Here is a 17,804-nt window from a genome sequence, read left to right as displayed (position 1 = left end):
TGCGCACTGCAACTGCATGTACTGCTGCCGGCAGTTCGTCTCTGCCAGGCCCTGCTGTCTCTCTGGGCTACGAGAGAAACCATAGCCACGCCACCGCCCAATGTCTACTCCGGCCAGCATAGATTTCCATGTGTTCGACGGTGAGGTAATCGAGCCCCGCCGGGTTGCGGGGCGCTGGTCGGGCGCGGGGGGGGCGGGTAGGCAGACCGGGCATTGACGAGCCAGAGACCCGGGTGAATCTGATGGACGATGTGCGTCGACACCACGACCATCCGCCCCGCGACCGCCGTCGCCGACGCGCACGAGACCACGCGGGCCCACTCGAAGCCCTCTGGCAGCCGGCCGTCGACTCAGACGCAGTCGACACTGTCGTCCTGGTCGTCTCTGAACTCCTCACCAACGCCCTACACCACGGCGGCGGCACCTACACCCTCCGCCTGGCCGCCCACCCCGATCTCGCCGAGGAAGCGGTCGACGCCCCGAGCTCGCCGGGCCGCGCATGCGGACCCGTACCCGCACCCCCGGCCCGGCCTGAACGGCGACACCGCCGACTTCGACGCCCTCCAACAACGCGACCGCGGCCCCGAGCAGTTACTCGGCGTTACATGTCACCGGGCCGTAGTTACGCGAGAACAGGACCGTGAACGATGACCACTATTCCTGAAACTTTGCGCTCCGGGTGGATCAATATCTATGACCGCGAAGTGAGGGTTTAACCCGCCGGGCGGGGAGTGTTCTTACCGCAGCGAACAGAGTGGAACCATTTGGCGAACGTTGGCCACTACCGCATGCTACTGTCGATCTCAGTTGCAGTCTTGGTTCCCAAAACTTCCAACGTCTTCGGCGGTATTTTTCTGCCACTGGAAGCGTTTTTGTATTTCCGGAACGTTTCCGGGCGGGGCATCATCGCGGCGACCCGGTATCCGTGCATTGCGGGTCCCGGCGTACTGCCCCAAAGGAGATATGGCATGGCATTTGGCACCGTGAAGTGGTTCAACGCAGCCAAGGGTTTCGGCTTCATCGAGCAGGACGGCGGCGGCGCTGACGTGTTCGCCCACTTCTCGAACATCGCCGCCCAGGGCTGCCGTGAGCTGCTTGAGGGCCAGAAGGTCACCTTCGACATCGTGCCGGGCCAGAAGGGCCCGACGGCAGAGAACATCGTTCCTGCCTGACGCTTACGCGCACTTTGCAGCTGGGGCCCGCATCCCTCGGGGTGTGGGCCCCAGCTGCGGGCATTCTTCGCAGTGGTTTCACCTACGGGACAACCACCGCCCGCAGACCTTCTCCAGGGATGCGGGATCTTCGGAGCTGCACCCGTCGACGTCCGGGATTTCACGTCCACATGACGTCACCCAATTGCAACACCTGGACCCGCACCGGATTCACTGCAGGCCAGATTCGCATTCCATTCGGCCCGTTCTTGCGATTCCCCGCGCTGCTCTTCTGCTGCGGGAATTCCTTGATACGTGCCGTATCAAGGAAAGGTTCTGAATGAACCCCACACGTACGAACGGCCGCTCCTCTCGCACCCGCAGCCGCACCGGCGGCCGCGCTTTCGGCTCCGCCGCCGGTACGGGCCGGGGCAGCCGCTTCAACTCGCCCACCCCGAGCCGTTCTGGGGGCCCGCGCCGCTCGGACGGCCACCGCCGGCGGCCCGCAGCGGTCCAGGGCGAGTTCGCTCTGCCGAAGACGATCACTCCCGCGCTTCCCGCCGTCGAGGCATTCGCCGACCTCGACATGCCCGAGCGGCTGTTGGCCGCGCTGACCGCGCAAGGCGTGAGCGTCCCGTTCCCGATCCAGGGCGCGACTCTGCCCAACACCATCGCGGGCCGCGACGTCCTCGGACGCGGGCGCACCGGCTCCGGCAAGACCCTCGCCTTCGGCCTGGCCCTGCTGGCCCGAACCGCCGGACAGCGCGCCGAGCCCCGCCAGCCGCTGGCCCTGGTCCTCGTGCCGACGCGTGAGCTGGCGCAGCAGGTAACCGACGCTCTGGCCCCCTACGCCCGTTCGGTGCAGTTGCGCATGGCCCCCGTCTTCGGCGGAACGTCGATCGGCAGGCAGGTCAGTGCGCTGCGCGGTGGTGCCGAGGTCGTCGTCGCGACGCCGGGCCGCCTCAAGGACCTCATTGACCGCGGTGACTGCCGGCTTGACCAGGTCGCGATCACCGTCCTGGACGAGGCCGACCAGATGGCCGACATGGGCTTCATGCCCCAGGTCACCGCGCTCCTGGACCAGGTCCGCCCCGAGGGCCAGCGGATGCTGTTCTCCGCGACCCTCGACCGCAACGTCGATCTTCTGGTCCGCCGCTACCTCACCGACCCGGTCGTGCACTCCGTCGACCCGTCCGCAGGTGCGGTCACCACGATGGAGCATCACGTACTGCACGTTCACGGGGCCGACAAGCACCGGACGACGACGGAGATCGCGGCGCGCGAAGGCCGGGTGATCATGTTCCTGGACACCAAGCACGCCGTCGACCGGCTGACGCAAGACCTGCTGAACAGCGGCGTGCGGGCGGCCGCCCTCCACGGCGGTAAGTCACAGCCGCAGCGCACCCGGACCCTGGCCCAATTCAAGACCGGGCACGTCACCGTGCTCGTGGCGACGAACGTCGCGGCGCGCGGCATCCACGTCGACAACCTCGACCTCGTCGTCAACGTCGACCCTCCGACCGACCACAAGGACTACCTCCACCGCGGCGGACGTACCGCGCGGGCGGGCGAGTCCGGCAGCGTCGTCACCCTGGTCACCCCCAACCAGCGCCGCGACATGACCCGCCTCATGACGGCCGCCGGCATCGTGCCCCAGACCACCCAGGTCCGCTCCGGCGGAGAGGCACTCAGCCGGATCACCGGCGCCCAGCCCCCCTCCGGCATCCCCGTGAGGATCACCACGCCGGTTGCCGAGCGGCGTAAGCGCAGCGCGTCCTCACGCGGTCGACGCAGCCCTGCTTCGGCTGCCCGGCGCGTGACCGCGCGGCAGTCCTCCTTCGATGCGGCGGCCTAAGACCCCCGGTCTCGGAGCTGCACGTGCCTCTGCCATAGAACGGCCCGCCGGGACAGCCTTGCCCTCCCGCCGCCAGCAGCGCACCGATATGTGCCCAATGACCGCCCAGGCCATCGCCCCCTTCTCGGGCCGATGGCCAGGGGCTTGGGCGCCGTTCTTCGGTACATCGGAGTGAGTGCGGATGTGTCCGGCGGCTCGGAGGCGGGCCGAAGGCACGGCCCATCAATCACACGGTGCGCTTCGCCGGAGCGTCAACGATCAGCACGCTTCATTGCGTACCAACTCCAGCACGTGGCAGTGCACAACCCCCGGAGTTCGGTGCGGGCTTGGTGGTGAAGGTGTATCTCTGCCCTGCCTTGGGCGACATCGTTGGGAGTCGTGCACGCTGCCCGCCTCACGCATGGTCTGCGTCTGCGCATGGCTGTTGCGCCGTCACATGCCGGGAGGTCGCGACCTCCGCTGCCGCGCCGACGCCCGGGGCCAAGTCCCACCCGTGTGACCGTCGAGGGGCGCATCGCCTTCGTTCGTCCGGTGCCTCTCCATGTGGGATCAAGAACGAATACAGCCCCCCTTACGCTATGTGAGAGGCGGCATTTCACCGGCGAAGACCACGATCCGGTCGATCCGGCCTTTTCTCAGGTGCACGACGTCTGTACCACTGAGGAGGTCCTCCCCCAGCGGCGACCGGTAACGCCAGCCGTATCGGGCCCACTCGCCAGGAATATCCACGCCGGTGGTCCGTTCCATGACTCCCGGCCCATCAGGGTGCTGACGCATGTGAGCAATGAACTGCTCCACTGCTTCGATGCCGCCGCTTGGACCCAATGGTCCCCAGAACTCCACATCAGAGGTGAGGGCCTGAGCAAGGAACTCGGACGTGCGGACCGAGTTCGAGGTGTTGATGGCAGCGAAGAACATGTCGATCGCATCACGGGTGGCTTCATCCTCCATACCCTGATCGTCGCAGCCGACTCGCCCTCGGGCCAAGTCACACTCCACAGGCCATACCGCCAGCAGCCCCCAAAGGAGACTCCGCGAGCTGGGATGGTGTAGGACACAGCCGACACGCGGTTCAGGAGAACCTGACGACGGCGGCGACGGCTGGGTCCTACGAGCAGCGCTGGACGTTGTGCATCCCGCGCACTGGACGGTCCGATGCGGGCCCTTCCTCCGCGTATGCGGGGGGCGTGACCCGCACGCGTGAGGCTCCTTCCGGCAAGCCTTCGCGTGCGAGAGCCACGACAGGGCACCGCCGGTTACCGACTACGACAGGTGGCGGGGCAGATGGTCAGAGACCGAACTCGTTCGGGGACAGGCCAAGCACAGAGCACGCCTCTCGCAGGACCTGCTCCTCGGCCGGTGCGACGAATCCGTCTGCACCGGCGACGACAAAACCGGTCTGCACAACCGCCCTGGCCTCCGTCGGCTTCTTCGCCGCCTTGGCGATTTCCTGCATGACTTCGGCCTTGCCCTGCTGGAAGTTGAACGCCAGCTGGTCGACGTGCTTGTTGAACCGCTGACGCAGTTGCTCGGACGGGAAGTTCTGCAGGACGTCGTTGTTCAGGATCAGCCCCTCCACATGCTGCCGCTCGGCCGGATCGACATGGCCGTCGGCGGCCGCGACCAGGGCGCACATCGCCATACTGGCGTCCCGGTAGGCGCCGCTCTTCAACTCCGTCTTGAGGGAGGTGAGCTGGGACTTGAGCGTGTTCACCAGCTGAGCCCGCGATCCGCCGGCGGACCCCGCACCCGGCCGCCCGTGCCCGCCGGAGCCCCGCGTGCCCTGCGACTGCTGCTGCTGCTGCTGCAGATTCTTGGCCTGGTCCTTGATCCGATCCCACATCGCCACTCGTGCCACCTCGACTTCTACCCATGGCGTTTCGCTCGTCACCACGCTTGCTGCGCGTCCTTCCTGCCAACGCCTTCCGGCCGCCGGAAGTTCCGCTTCGCCGGCGCGGACGGGCAGCCCCAGCCACGAGGCCCTCGACTCACCGTGGGAGGGATGACGTTGCGGGCTTATGGGATGCGCACGGGGTGGACGCCGGACGTGCGGACTCAGGCAGCCGTCCCGGCGTCCGCACGGGCGGAGGGTCGGCGTCCTGCGGCAGTGGCTCGCCTTCTCCTTGGCTGACGGTGTAGCCGCTCAGGTCACGCGCGCAAGCACGCTGCACGTCGCTCTCAAGCGCGGCCTTCGATCCGCTGCGGCGATCCGCCGGGCGGCGGAGCGTCGGTGATCCACGTCCATGCGGTCCACGTGCCGTGACACAGGCCGGTGGTGCCAGGCGTTTTCACGCCCACCCTGGGGCACGTCATCCTCCCGTGGCGTCCTCGGCCTCCAAGCGCAGCAGGTCGCCCGGCTGGCACTTGAGCACCTCGCAGAGCGCGGCGAGCGTCGCGAAGCGTACGGCCTTGGCGCGGCCGTTCTTGAGTACCGCCAGATTGGCGGGCGTGATCCCTACGCGGTCCGCGAGCTCGCCCACGGACATCTTCCGCCTGGCCAGCATCACGTCGATGTCGACGGCGATCGGCATCAGATCACCTCGTCCAACTCGGCCTGCATCTGCGCCGCTTCGACGTCGCGCGCGACGGCCTGGGCGAGCAGCATCCGCAGCACGAGCACGATGAGCGCGACCCCCAGGATGGCCACGCCGACCCCGCCCATGATGACGGTGACGCCCGGGTCGGCCCGCTGGCCCGGCGCATTGAGGCCGGTGACCGCGAACCACACGAGAGCAGCCGCCACGATCGCGCCGATCATGACGTCCACGTACCGGAAGGCGGTGTGGGAGAACACGGTGCCGCGTCGCACCATCGTCACCAGGAGCCATACGCAGACCAGGGCGACCTGGGCCGACACCATGCCCAGGATCGTGATCACGCGCAGCGGGGTCAGCGGGAGTGACCCGTCCTCCGGGTCGCTCCCGCTGACCAACGCCCACACCATCCCTGCCTGTACGAACACGGTGCCGGCCAGCACCACCACGAGCACGGCGCGCAGCGCGCGCACTGTCAGTTTTCCCACGGCCCATCCCTCCATCGAGTCACGATGGAAATCTATCGAATTTCGATAGATTGAGCAAGGGCTGGGACGGAGGATGGGCGGCGGTTTCGCGCCGTGGCGGACGCCGCCGCCCCACGGTATGGCGTTCGCGCGCGAACCATCTTGATCTTGTCGAAGTCGGTCTCGCTCGAGCACACATCGGGCGCCACCCGACTACCCCGAAGCCTGGGTAATCTGCGACATCACGTTTTCGACCGACGGGTACCCGGCCGGGCTCCATCAGGCCGAGGGACGCCCGTTCGGCGACCACGGCGGCGACGGCTCGGGCGACAAGTTGCCCGCCCGGATACTCGACACCCAACGAGAACCGGGCCGAGGTCGACCAGATGACCGCCGCCAGAGCATTCATCATGGGACGCAACGTGTTCGGCCCGTGCGTGGCACGTGGGATCGGCAGTGGAGCGGCTGATGGGGCGCGACGCCGTTCCACACGACAGTTGCGGCGATCAGCTCGTCAGTAGGAGCCGCCCTGCGATTCCGACGAATCGGCTTCGCCACCGTCGGCTTCCGCGCCGCCGCTCTCGTCCCAGGTGTGCTTGAGGTGGGAGGCGTCCTTGTTCCCGCAGCAACCGTTGACGCGGCTGCCGGAGAAGGTGGTGTTGCCGAAGAAGTAGTGCGGGCTGGCGCAGTTGTTGTTCTGCCGGCCGGACTGCGCGATCTGCTGGGCGTCGAAGTCGCCGCCGGTGCCACCGTTGGCCGCGCCGCCGCCCTTGACTTGGGTGCGCTCGTTACGGGAGATGTCCTGGTCCGCGCAGTGTCCCTCCAGCCGGCTACCGGTCGCCGCAATGGCGAGAGTGTTGGCGTTGAGACAGTTGTTGTTCCGCCGCCCGCGCTGGGCGATGTTCTGTTGAACGAGCCTCTCCAATCCGCCGCCACCAGCAGCGTCGGCGGGGCCGTACTGGACCTCGGCGGACTTGTTGAACAACCGCGAGCGGTGACGCAGCGCCCGGTGAGACGGCTGCCCGTCAGGTCCACGGGCTCGTCGCCGTTAATGTTGGAGCAGTTGTTGTTCTGACGGCCGTCCTGCGCGACGTTCCGCTGGAACAGGTCACCCTCCTGGAGCCGAGCCGCCGCCTGCTGTTGCCGGGGGGCCGTCCGCGAAGGTGCTGCACGCGCCGAGGGACACCAGACCGCTCACTGCCAGAACGACCATCGCAGCCGTCACAGTCCGCTGAACCTTCACTCGCGCCTCCCGGGAAAGGAATTCCGAATCGTTGGAACGATCCGGACAACGAGTTCGCGATTCGGGGGGATGCGAGGACGGTGCAATCCGCCCGAACGGTCCCGTGGATTGCTGCTGAGAGTCGTATCCAGATCGGATCCCAAAGGGGCAACCGAGCCCTTGGAGGCGATCTGGGGAAGGTTGAAAAGATGAGATGTCATGCTCCTGGAGCAATCGCAGACCTGCCACTGGCGCAGTTCGTTTCCCCAGGGCCGACCCTTGCGGGAATTGAATATCCATGATGCATATTCCATGACTTCGAGTTTGCAGAAGTACGTAACGTCGCCCGTCTTCGCGCGTTGAGGAGGGTGCACTGAGAAGGAATCCTTCTGCTGGAACAGTGCGCAGTCTGGCCATCCTCTGCAGGCCACAGGGGCTCCGGGGCACGCCTCCCAAGGCACGTGCCTCGGAGCCCTTGCCGCAGTTGAGGGTTGGACTCCCAGCCGGCGCTTGCCGAACCGGCCCAACGACCTGTCTTCCCTCTCCCCCCGCCATCCTCCTCAGCATCGCGGCACGCACCATTAGCTGCATGAGGTGTTCTTCACCAGCGATGGACGCCTGCGGGATGACACCCCTCTGATCCGTGGCTTGCCCCGCCAACTCGCCATCGCCCCACGGCGCATGACCGAAGCTGCCGCCAGAGGCGGCCCAGGCAGAAGAGGTGGGGCCTACTCGAGCCGGACCTGCGCGCGTTGGCACCGCTCATCGCCGTTGCCGTCCACGAAGGCTCCGAGTTGCCTTGGCTCGGCGTGCCGCGGCGCCGGTGACTGTGGTCACCGGCGCTGGGGGCGTCGTGGTGTGGCGGTTGGTGCGCGGGTTCAGCGGCCCTGGGTGAAGCAGCGGTCCTGGGTGGCGCACTGGGTCTTGCGCTTGATCTGGCCGAGGGGGAGGTCGATGCCGGTGCCCGGGTGGCCGCAGTTGAGGTTCTGCTCACCCACCTGATCCAGGTTCCCCTGGCCGCTGAACGGGCTGCCGTCCAGAACATCGGCGAATGCCTGGCCGCTGCCGACCGAGACCAGGGCCCCAGTGGTGAGCACAGCCGCGGCCACCCGGCGGATCTGCAGCATGGTCGCCTTCGGTGACGCGTGCCGTCCCTGCCCCATCGTGGTGTCTCCTGCCATCGCTTCGAACCCGGCCCCGCGTCCGCCTCCGGCGCGGCCACACCCCACCCAACTCACACCACGCAGAGAAGTAATAAGCTGCTGCGCCCCGATCCGAGAACTCGCACAGCGCGTTGATCCGGCGAATCGAATCATCGGATTGGCACGGGCGCAAACCTCGACGCCGGCGTCCCCTACGGTCGTTTCCGAATCAACTCAGGCCACGGGAAAGCAAGAACGAGTCGACAAAGGCTCCCGCCGTCGCCGGGTAGTGTGGGCTGTTTGGGCGGAGTCTCTCCGGATTCCATATCCCCTCGGAAATTCCGTCGTTGACCGGTTACCCAAAAGGCTGATGACACAAATGGGAGGCCGGAATGTACAAGCGCGGACACAAGGTTGCGACTGCGGCGATGGTGGTCCTGGCGGTAGGCGGGTGGGCGTCAGTGGGCGCAGGGGCAGCGTTCGCCGCGGACGGTCCGGGCGCCCAGGCATCCGGCGGCTCCGCCACGCTGGGCGACCAGTTCCAGCAGAACACTGCGCAGTCCAGTCGGCAGAACAACAACTGTTCCAACCCCAACAGCGAGACCGAAGAGGGCGAGACAGTGGCCTTGACGGGGGGCCGTTTGGACGGGCGGTGCAAGACCATCGACGACTCGTTCAACAAGTCCGTCAAGGTGCGCAGCGGCGGAGCAGAGGCCCTGGGCGGTACCGGTGTCGACAGTTTCGGCCAGCAGAACACCGCCCAGCAGGGGCGGCAGAACAACAACTGCGCCAGCCCCAACTCCATCGAGACCATCACCGTCTCCGGGGGCCGCACCGAGGGCTTCTGCACGGACGAGGATCGTTCGGTGAACCTCCACACCAAGACTCGGGGAGGTCCCGCCAGCGCGACCGGGGGCAGCGGTACCGAGTTCAGCCTGAATCAGCAGAACATCGCCCAAGAGGGCCGGCAGAACAACAACTGCGCCAGCGCCAACGACACGGAGCTCGACTTGTCCGGCGGCCGGTCGACGGGGCACTGCCGTAACAAGGACGCCTCGCTGTCCAAGGACACCGTCTCCCAGGGCCGCGGCGCGGAAGCCTCCGGGGGCGGCGGCCTGGGAGCGAACGTGGATGAGCAGAACATTGCCCAGTCGGGGCGGCAGAACAACAACTGTGCCAACCCCAGCGACGCCGACATCGATCTGACCGGAGGACGGGACGAGGCCGACTGCTGGACCGCCGACCACTCCAAGAGCCTCCGCACCACCGAGATCGGCGGGGGTGCCCAGGCCAACGGCGGCACCAGCAGCTCGGACCTGTTCCAGCAGAACATCGCCCAAGAGGGCCGGCAGAACAACAACTGTGCCAACCCCAACTCCCTTGACGTCGAGGTGACCGGAGGGCGCACCGGCAGTCGCTGCGGCCACAAGGACGGCTCCCTCAATCAGGACACGCTGGTCAAGGGCGGCGGCGCTCAGGCCAATGGCGGCTCCAGCACCGGCGGTGATGCCTTCCAGCAGAACATCGCCCAGGAAGGCAAGCAGAACAACAACTGCGCCAACCCCAACGCCGGCGACATCACCATCACCGGTGGCCGGGACCAGACCGACTGCGGTACGACCGACAAGTCCATCAACGCCCACACCAAGGACTTCGGCGGGGGCGCCGAGGCGGATGGCGGCTCCAGCACCGCCAGCCTGTTCCAGCAGAACATCGCCCAGGAGGGCCGTCAGAACAACAACTGCGGCAACCCCAACAACCTGGTGCTGACCCTCTCCGGCGCCCGGAACACCACCCAGTGCCAGGCCACCGACGTCTCCCGCAACATCGGAACCGTGAACCGGTAAACCCCCTCGGCTTCCCCCCTCTCGGCCCCCCGGCCCGACGGCCGGGGGGCCGAGCACGCCAGAACGTCTCAGCCCTGCCCGCCGAATGGAGTGCTGACCCAAGAAGACGATGGCCGGGCTGCGGGCTCGGGCGTGTTGCCATTGCGAGAGCGCACGCTCGAAGTGATCATGCTTACATTGCCGGGGACTCTGGTCTGAGTGCTGTCGCCGCCTCTGACCGCGGATCAGCAACCCGGGTTCTCGCGCAGGGCAGGCCCCTCCCCGGCCGAGGTGCGGGATACCGACCCCGCTCCGAGAGTCCTCGCGGGGGACGGGGCAGAACCGCCGCAGCGATCGATGACCGACCAATGCGTCCCCCGAGGCGCTCGGCACCCGCTGACCGTGACGTCACACCCCTGCACTGCAGTGATGTCCCGCCCGCGTCCGCAGGAACGTGCGCGACTTCCACACCCCGGACAGCCTGCAGCACCGAGCCGAATGCCGGCCGATGACTCCGCGGCACCCGCAGCCGGACCCAAGAATCCCGTCCAGACCGTCAGAGCGACGGCGTGCTGAGCCGGGCCGAACCGAAGTGGGCCGCCGTACGGCATGACCATCGGATACGCGTTCCGCCCACCACCGCGACCGCGAGGCCCGCGATACCGGCCGAGAACGCCGCGCCACGATCAGCAGCCGCACGCCCAGGACCGGCCTGCCCTCTGTCCTGACACCTCCGTGACAAGGCAAAGGGAGGAATACGCCCGCAGGACGCGGGCGTATTCCTCCCCACAGAAGAGATCGCGTCCAGCACAAGACTTCAGCGCGCGGCACCGTCCATCGGGCACATTGCCCTCTCCGAGGGACGCGCGAAGCTCTCAGGTCTTGAGCCTCAGCGGTCGCTTCAGACCAGCGGCACCCCGAGCCCGCCGAGGTCGAGGAGCGTGAACCGAACACTGTGGTCGTCCACCGAGTTCTCCACGCCGTTCTGGCAGATCACGGGACCTTCTGCTTCCTGCTCGGCGTCACCGAGGAGTTCGCCGAGGAGGCCGCCACTCTGCTGCTGCTCGACATTCCCGCACACGTTGATCTGGTCATGGTTGTCACGCGGCTGGTGGCCCCGCTCGCCGGCCGTCGCGGCTGCCGCGGAACCGCAGATCAAACCAGCCGCAGCAACAGTGGTGATTGACGCCTTGATGAAAGTACGCACTTGCTTCTCCTTCTCAGCCCTTCTCCGGATTGAAGAACGAAGTCACGCCTACCTCCGCCGACGTACGTCTCTAACCCCCCTTGGGCCGTCCGCGCCGTCTCCGCACGCAATATCATCCGTTCGACCGAATACACCGATGACTTCACAATCCGAACAGATGTTTGCGTGAGGTGAGTAAAGCCGGCGTTCTTGCACGGCCGTTCCCACTGAAGCTGCTGCTCTCAAGAGGACGGCCGGGCGACGTACGGCCGAATGAGGCCCTGGTTTCCCGCCGGTGCAGAGAAGTGCTGCGCCAGTGGCCGGCTCCCACTCCCTTTTCGCCGCAGCTCAACCAAGGGCGGCCCCACCCAGACGCTGGTCGATACGGGGCCGCCCTTGTCAGCCAGATCCCAACCCGGAACTGGAGAAAATCAGCATGCCCCAACCCCTGCACCAACGCGAGCGTCCGAGCCGTACATCGCCCCCAATGGGGGTTCTCGAAGAACTGCGGTAGAGCAAGTGCGCCGGCCTCGTTGATTGATGGCCGTTTGGTAAGAGCGGCGCTGCTGCGCCTGGCGGGGCACCGCCACGACAGGACTGTGCTCGACGCCCTCGCGACCGGCCTCACGGATGTCTCCCGGGCACCTGGAAGCGTCCATTACCGTCCTCGGCGCGCGCCCGATGCCGAGGTCGCCCCCTCGACCCACCGAGCTCCGTGCTTGTGCAAGCAGTAGGGCCCCGTTCCCGAAGCCCGCCACCTGCGGTGCGGGCCCTCTGCCCGACCCGGCAGCACGCTCTGACAGCTGAAACGGAGCCAGGGCCTGTTGCGAGAGTGGCTCTTTAGGCCCATAGCCGACTGGTGGGATTTGTGATGATGGACGGCGCTGCTACGCATGCCCTAGCTGGTGGTCGCACCCGCTGTGGTGAGAAGAGCGGCAGTTTCGGGATGGGGGCCGTTGTTCGCCCAGTCCAGGGGCGACCAGCCTGCGCCGTGATCTTCCCGCACGTTCGGGTCGGCGCCGTGCGCCAACAGCTCGCGCACTGTCTCGGTGTGCCCCCAGCATGCGGCCGCGCACAGCGGCGTGCCTTCGGCGCCGAGCCCGCTGCTCTCGGCGTCAGGGGAAGCACCGGCTGCCAGGAGCAGTCGGGCGATCTCCGCTTCTCCGTTCACGGATGCCGAATACAGAGGGGTGGTGCCCTCGCTGTCGGCTCGCTCCGGGTCGCCCCCAGCACGCAGTACCACCTTCACGACGGCGGCGTCGCCCACCGGTATTGCTTCGAAGAGACGTCGGGAGAGCTTCTTCTGCTGCCGCTGGTTCATGGCAGCCGAGGTTAGTGACTGGGTACGTGGCGGGGCGAGTCATATCCACTGGTTAAGGGTCGCGACCAGCGGTTGCTACGTCGTGAACGGCGAGTTCGTCGTGTCGCGTTGCTACGGCTCGATGCCTCTTCAGGCGGTTGATTCCAGGGTCCTGCGTCCGATGGCCCTGGTGACATCCTCCCCGCCGCCGGACGCGAACGCGGTTTCCAGCCCACGGAGGTTCACCCGCCCACGGCGAGGACGATCGCGACCGCTGCGGCGATCTTGTGTTCCTGCACTCTTGCCGGGCGGCGGACCCACGAGGCCTTGCGCACAACGTTGACCTGGGTGGGCTGCGGGCATGTTCAACCGGCCGCTGTGGCGGTGGCGTTCCGCAGGAAGCGCTCGCAAGCCGGTACATGGCGGCGGCGAGGCGATCTGCCGCGCACAGAACGGGATGAGGGCCCGGGTCTCCGTTGTGGTGACAGCCGAGACGTCCCTAGCCGGCCCGCCGACTGAAGGGCACTGGCGACGCCGACGCTCGATGCTCGGGCCCTGGAGTCACTGCTGCGAGGTCAGGTGTCGCAATCCGTTCTCCAGCAGCGCGAACGCGTGTTCCGCGTCGGCCACCGCTCGCTCATAGCGCTCGTCGGCCGGATCCGCGTACGCCAGGCGTTCGGCGTTGTCCTGTGCCAGTGCCCAGTGGACCGCGACGATTTGGACGGCAGCAAGCCGCGCGGTGAGTTCCGGAGTTTCTGCCGTTTCGTGCAGTGCCTGGGCGAGCGCTTGTTCGGCGCCGGACTTGAAGCGTTCCGTCCGGGCCACCAGCGAGGGCGCGTCGAGGATCATGCAGTGGACCCTGCGCACCTGGGGCGCGTCGTTGAGCCCGGTACACCCGGTACGTTGCAGAGGCTGATGGCCATAGGAGCGGACGCGGTTCCGGCGACCGTGCTCATGAGTCATTCCTCGTCGGTGGGGTCCGACGACCCCCGCTCATCCAACCCGCGCGGGTCAGTCCTGGAACGAGCCGTCGATACGTCGGCGGTGGGCGCCCAGCCGGTGCTTGCACTGCGGGCAGTGCCTCAAGAACCCGCGCTTCATCACGAAGATGAGCCCCGCGGTGCACAGATACACCACCCCCAGCGTCCAGTCCTGCACCATCCGGATCAGACCGGGCTTCGTACACGTCCTGCAGTCACGGCATCCGTTCGCCATGAGTCCCCCTTGGTTCAGCGGGACCGGTTCGTCCCCGCCAACCACTCTTCCGGGAACATGCCGCGCGCCGCACTGGTGCCACCACCCAGATCGCGGGGTGGCACCAGCAACACCCCGGGATGCCTGGTGCCGAGGTGGTCATCGATGCAGCACACCTGGCTCTACGACTTCACCTGGCGCGGTCCAACACTGAGCGCAGGCCACGGCTTCAACATCCCACTCACCTTCGGCAGGCAATCAACACCCGCCCGGCTACCCGGCTCATGGGCTCCCCTCCACATACCTGCCAGATACCTGGCCGCACTCCACCTCGCCGGCATCTTCATCTGGTCGGCTCGATGATCCGGAAGAAGCGCCCTGGTTCTCGCCGGTTTCGGCGTGGTAGTGGATGTCGAAGCCGCGAAGGGGCCAGCGTCGGCGCCGAGTTCCCGGTCGGGGCCAGAGTGCCGACGCTTGCCGGGGGCTGCACGGCACCTGTCGTTGACGGCGTCGATGTCCAACGCGCGGTCGATGCGACCGAGATGTACGTCCACCGTTTGCGGTCGAGATCCATGCGGGAGAGGTCGACCAGGTCCTGCTCATCCAGGAGTTGGCGAACCTTCTCGTGCAGCCGCCCCCGGACCGCCGCACGGGACCAGATGGCAAGCGGCGATGCACAGTCGACATCGCTGCCCCACAGCGAGGTGGCAAGGCCCTCCAGGCACAGCCGCTGACCAGTACGTAGATGATCGGGGCCAGACCGCCTCGTCATCGATATCGGCGATCCAACCGCCTTGCGGTCGCACGCGAACCAGCGGCAACAACGGACTGGGGCGATCTTCCGCAGGCCCTCCGCAACGATCCACCCCACTGCACCCCCATGCCCAGAACTACGGGCAACTCGCCGTGTAGGGCGCGGTTTTCCCAGCTGTCGCATGGGACTTTGCCAGGTTCCGCCGCCTCGCTCAGATCGCTTCTATCGGCAACGAGGCGTCGAAACCGCCCGGGCGATCGCACAGCGGTGTCAGGGGCTGCTCGGTCCAGATGACCTTGCCGTGGGCACCGTAGCGGGTGCCCCAGCGCTGCACGAGCTGGGCGACCAGGTAGAGCCCGCGACCGCCCTCGTCGGTGGTGTGGGCGCGGCGGAGATGGGGGGAGGTACTGCTGCCGTCGGAGACCTCGCAGATCAGTGTGCGGTCGCGCACGAGACGCAGTGTGATGGGCTCTCCGCCGTAGCGGATGGCGTTGGTGACCAGCTCGCTGGTGGTGAGCGCGGTGGTGTACGCCAGCTCTTCCAGGCCCCACCGGGTCAGTTGTGAGATCACCTCGCTGCGGATCCGGGAGACGATGGCGGGCTCGGCGGGCACGTCCCAGGTGGCGACGTGGTCGGCGTCCAGCGCCCTGGTGCGGGCCACGAGCACGGCGACGTCGTCGTCGGGGTGCATGGTCATCAGTGCGTCCAGTGCCCGGCAGGTCTGCTCCGGAGTCCGGGCCGGTTGGGCGAGCAGCCTGCGCAGCTGATCGAGCCCCAGCGCGACGTCCCGTTCGCCGATGTGCTCGAGCAGCCCGTCCGTGTAGAGGACCAGCAGGCTGTCTTCGGGCACTTCGACCTCAGCGGTCTCGAAGGGGTGGCCGCCCAGACCGAGTGGGGGTCCCGCGGGCAGCTCCAGGTACTCCACGGTGCCGTCGGGCAGGACCAGGGCCGGCGGCGGGTGGCCGGCGCGGGCCAAGGTGCAGCGCCGCGTGGTCGGGTCGTAGACGGCGTACAGGCAGCTCCCGCCGATGATCTCCTGGCCGGCGGTTTCCTCCTGGCTGCCCTTCTCCGCCTCCAGCTGGTCGAGTTGGAGGCGCGCGACCAGGTCGTCGAGGTGGGCGAGGACCTCGTCGACGGCGAGATCGAGGGAGGAGAAGTTGTGGACCGCGGTGCGCAGCCGGCCCATGGTGGCGGCGGCGTGCAGGCCGTGGCCGACGACGTCGCCGACGACCAGCGCCACCCGCGCGCCGGACAGCGGGATGACGTCGAACCAGTCGCCGCCGACCCCGGACCGTGCAGGTAGGTAGCGGTGGGCTGCCTCCACGGCGCGCTGTGCGGGTAGCCCACGCGGCAGCAGGCTGCGCTGCAGAGCGAGGGCCACGGCGTGCTCGCGGGTGAAGCGGCGGGCATTGTCGATGCACAGCGCTGCCCGTCCGACAAATTCCTCGGCCAGTGAGAGGTCGTCGTCATCGAAGGGCTCCTGGAGGCGGGAACGGTAGAAGCTGACCACGCCGAGCACCGTTCCGCGGGCCCGCATGGGCACGGTGATGAGTGAGTGGACGCCGGCGTCCAGGACCTTCTCGCCGCCGTATGGATCCTGAGCGAGCCAGCCCGCGGCCCTGCCCAACTCCGGCTCCAGGACGGGATCCTCGCTCGTGAGGGACCTGGCCTGCGGTGTGTTCGCGGCGAAGGTGACCAGGTCGCCCACGGCGTAAAGGGGGGAGTCCTCGTGGATGCCGGTGATCGCTGCCCGGCGCAGCGGGCCGTCCACGCGGATCGGTTCCTCGCCGAGCAGGACCGCCGGCGGCAGGTCGACGGCGGCGAAGTCGGCGAACCGGGGGGCGACCAGTTCGGTCAGCTCCTCGGCGGTCCGGGTCACGTCCAGTGTGGTGCCGACACAGGCACTGGCGTCATAGAGGAGCCCCAGACGCTCGCGGGCTCGTACGGCGAGCCGCACGATGCCGGGCTCGCCCACCGCGAGCAGCCACGGGTCGGTGCGAGTGGCAGGCTCGGTGAGTGGGCCGGTCGCGGGGGAAGCCGCCATCTCAGGTGATTCCACGACAACGGGCCTGCCGCGGGGCGAGGGGAACGGCGGGGTAGTGACAGGTGGTGCGGTGCCCGGTGGTGCGGTGACCGGTGGTGCGGCCTCGGGATCCGTCGGGGTGAGGCGATGCATGACACCGGGAGGGAAGACGGCCTCGACGGCGAAGCCCGTGACGCCGGAGGGGCTGGTGACCGGCCGGCAGAGGAGGACAGCCGTACGCCCGCGCGGGAGCTGCACTTCGGCGAGACCGGCCCGCCCCGAGGAGATCAGCCCAGCCGCGCTTTCCTCCAGAATCCGCTGGTCGTGGCTGTCGAGCATGTCGGTCGCCGGAATGCCTGCCCTGACCGGTCCGCCGGCCGCCGTCCGGCGGCGGGCGTCGTGGACCGCCTGGAGCAGGGCGCGTTCGCGGGACGTGGCGCGTCGCAGCAGCTGCTGTTCGATGTCGTGGGCCGCATCGAGAGCCATGGCCAGCATGGAGGACTGGGAGTGAACGCGCAGACACGTCAGGTCGAGCACCCCGATGACGTGCCCGCTCAGCGGGTCGCGTACGGGCGCGCCCGCACAGGCGATGTCTCGCCAGTGGTCCGAGTAGTGCTCGCGGCCGCATACGAAGGCCGGCCGCCGCGTTGCCAGGGCGGTGCCGATGCCGTTGGTACCGATGACCTCCTCGGGGATGGCGAATCCCGGTGCGAGCTGAATGGAGTCGAGATACCGGTTGAGCGGTGGCTCGCCTACCCGGCGCTGGAGCACCCGGGCGTGCTCGTCGCTGAGGAGCACGGTCATCCGGATGCCCGAAAGGCGGGACTCCAGGTTTTCGAGTACGGGGCGGGCGGCGTCGGCGAGACTGCAGACGTCGTCCAGGTCCTGCTGGTAGGGGATGTCCCCGCGGTGGTCCGGCTCAAGGCCCAGGGACCGGCACCGTCGCCAGGAGGCCTGGATGGGATCGCGCACCACCGACCCAACCGGCATGCCCGCCAGGAGCCGCTCGTGGGCTTCGGAGAGGGCGGTGACGTCGTGCCAGCTGACGGTCACGTGGTCCACTCCTTTCCTTTCACTCACCAGGGACCGGAGCTGGTTGCGTCTCTCGAAACGCCCTTGACCAGTCAGTCCTGAACGGCATCCTGGGCCT

13 protein-coding genes and 2 pseudogenes are annotated in these 17,804 nt (G+C 67.7%); 3 read left to right on the top strand and 12 right to left on the bottom strand.

The window, feature by feature from the left end; all coding sequences use genetic code 11:
- Positions 1 to 968: 968 nt before the first annotated feature.
- Both ACGFNH_RS30370 and ACGFNH_RS30365 read left to right on the top strand, forming a co-directional pair.
- Positions 969 to 1,172 (top strand): cold-shock protein, encoded by a 204-nt coding sequence (locus tag ACGFNH_RS30370; protein ID WP_393659197.1) that lies wholly within the window; start codon positions 969 to 971, stop codon positions 1,170 to 1,172.
- Positions 1,173 to 1,491: 319 nt separating this feature from the next.
- Positions 1,492 to 3,006: a DEAD/DEAH box helicase gene (locus ACGFNH_RS30365; RefSeq protein WP_393659195.1), complete on the top strand. Its 1,515-nt coding sequence runs from the start codon at positions 1,492 to 1,494 to the stop codon at positions 3,004 to 3,006.
- A 576-nt stretch (positions 3,007 to 3,582) separates the two neighbouring features.
- On the opposite strand, the gene ACGFNH_RS30360 is transcribed toward ACGFNH_RS30365, so the two are convergent.
- The 6 genes from ACGFNH_RS30360 to ACGFNH_RS30335 form a co-directional block, all read right to left on the bottom strand.
- Positions 3,583 to 3,957 (bottom strand): nuclear transport factor 2 family protein, encoded by a 375-nt coding sequence (locus ACGFNH_RS30360; RefSeq protein ID WP_393659193.1) that lies wholly within the window; start codon positions 3,955 to 3,957, stop codon positions 3,583 to 3,585.
- A gap of 337 nt (positions 3,958 to 4,294) precedes the next feature.
- Positions 4,295 to 4,855 carry a tellurite resistance TerB family protein gene (locus ACGFNH_RS30355; RefSeq protein WP_393659224.1) on the bottom strand — a complete coding sequence of 187 codons (561 nt, stop codon included), beginning with the start codon at positions 4,853 to 4,855 and terminating at the stop codon, positions 4,295 to 4,297.
- A gap of 460 nt (positions 4,856 to 5,315) precedes the next feature.
- Positions 5,316 to 5,537: a helix-turn-helix domain-containing protein gene (locus tag ACGFNH_RS30350; protein ID WP_393659191.1), complete on the bottom strand. Its 222-nt coding sequence runs from the start codon at positions 5,535 to 5,537 to the stop codon at positions 5,316 to 5,318.
- Positions 5,537 to 6,028: a DUF2975 domain-containing protein gene (locus ACGFNH_RS30345; RefSeq protein WP_393659189.1), complete on the bottom strand. Its 492-nt coding sequence runs from the start codon at positions 6,026 to 6,028 to the stop codon at positions 5,537 to 5,539. Before ACGFNH_RS30345 ends, ACGFNH_RS30350 begins: the two co-directional genes overlap by 1 nt.
- Positions 6,029 to 6,521: 493 nt before the next feature.
- Positions 6,522 to 6,992, bottom strand: a complete 471-nt coding sequence (locus ACGFNH_RS30340) for a hypothetical protein (protein WP_393659187.1) — start codon at positions 6,990 to 6,992, stop codon at positions 6,522 to 6,524.
- Positions 6,993 to 8,107: 1,115 nt separating this feature from the next.
- Entirely contained in the window at positions 8,108 to 8,410 is a 303-nt protein-coding gene (locus ACGFNH_RS30335; protein WP_393659185.1) for a hypothetical protein, read from the bottom strand.
- Between the two features lie 422 nt (positions 8,411 to 8,832).
- Here ACGFNH_RS30335 and ACGFNH_RS30330 point away from each other — a divergent pair, with 422 nt between their 5' ends.
- The gene (locus ACGFNH_RS30330) at positions 8,833 to 10,218 is read left to right on the top strand and encodes a hypothetical protein (protein ID WP_393659184.1); all 1,386 of its coding nucleotides are present in this window, start codon (positions 8,833 to 8,835) and stop codon (positions 10,216 to 10,218) included.
- Positions 10,219 to 11,098: 880 nt separating this feature from the next.
- Here ACGFNH_RS30330 and ACGFNH_RS30325 read toward each other — a convergent pair.
- The 6 genes and pseudogenes from ACGFNH_RS30325 to ACGFNH_RS30300 form a co-directional block, all read right to left on the bottom strand.
- A complete protein-coding gene (locus tag ACGFNH_RS30325; protein WP_393659182.1) occupies positions 11,099 to 11,404 on the bottom strand; it encodes a hypothetical protein in 306 nt (101 codons plus the stop codon).
- An 877-nt stretch (positions 11,405 to 12,281) separates the two neighbouring features.
- The gene (locus tag ACGFNH_RS30320; RefSeq protein ID WP_393659180.1) at positions 12,282 to 12,704 is read right to left on the bottom strand and encodes an ankyrin repeat domain-containing protein; all 423 of its coding nucleotides are present in this window, start codon (positions 12,702 to 12,704) and stop codon (positions 12,282 to 12,284) included.
- 540 nt (positions 12,705 to 13,244) lie between these two features.
- A pseudogene (locus ACGFNH_RS30315) lies at positions 13,245 to 13,589 on the bottom strand (TetR family transcriptional regulator); the annotation flags it as partial.
- Positions 13,590 to 13,694: 105 nt separating this feature from the next.
- The gene (locus ACGFNH_RS30310; RefSeq protein WP_393659178.1) at positions 13,695 to 13,898 is read right to left on the bottom strand and encodes a hypothetical protein; all 204 of its coding nucleotides are present in this window, start codon (positions 13,896 to 13,898) and stop codon (positions 13,695 to 13,697) included.
- Positions 13,899 to 14,439: 541 nt separating this feature from the next.
- Positions 14,440 to 14,748: pseudogene (locus tag ACGFNH_RS30305) on the bottom strand (transposase); the annotation flags it as partial.
- 94 nt (positions 14,749 to 14,842) lie between these two features.
- Positions 14,843 to 17,707: a SpoIIE family protein phosphatase gene (locus tag ACGFNH_RS30300; RefSeq protein WP_393659176.1), complete on the bottom strand. Its 2,865-nt coding sequence runs from the start codon at positions 17,705 to 17,707 to the stop codon at positions 14,843 to 14,845.
- Positions 17,708 to 17,804: the final 97 nt, after the last annotated feature.

Source organism: Streptomyces sp. NPDC048639, assembly GCF_043199075.1.
In the GTDB taxonomy this organism is placed as follows: Bacteria; Actinomycetota; Actinomycetes; order Streptomycetales; family Streptomycetaceae; genus Streptomyces.
Note: the sequence above shows the minus strand (reverse complement) of the source record. Positions and strands in the feature narration are given on the sequence as shown.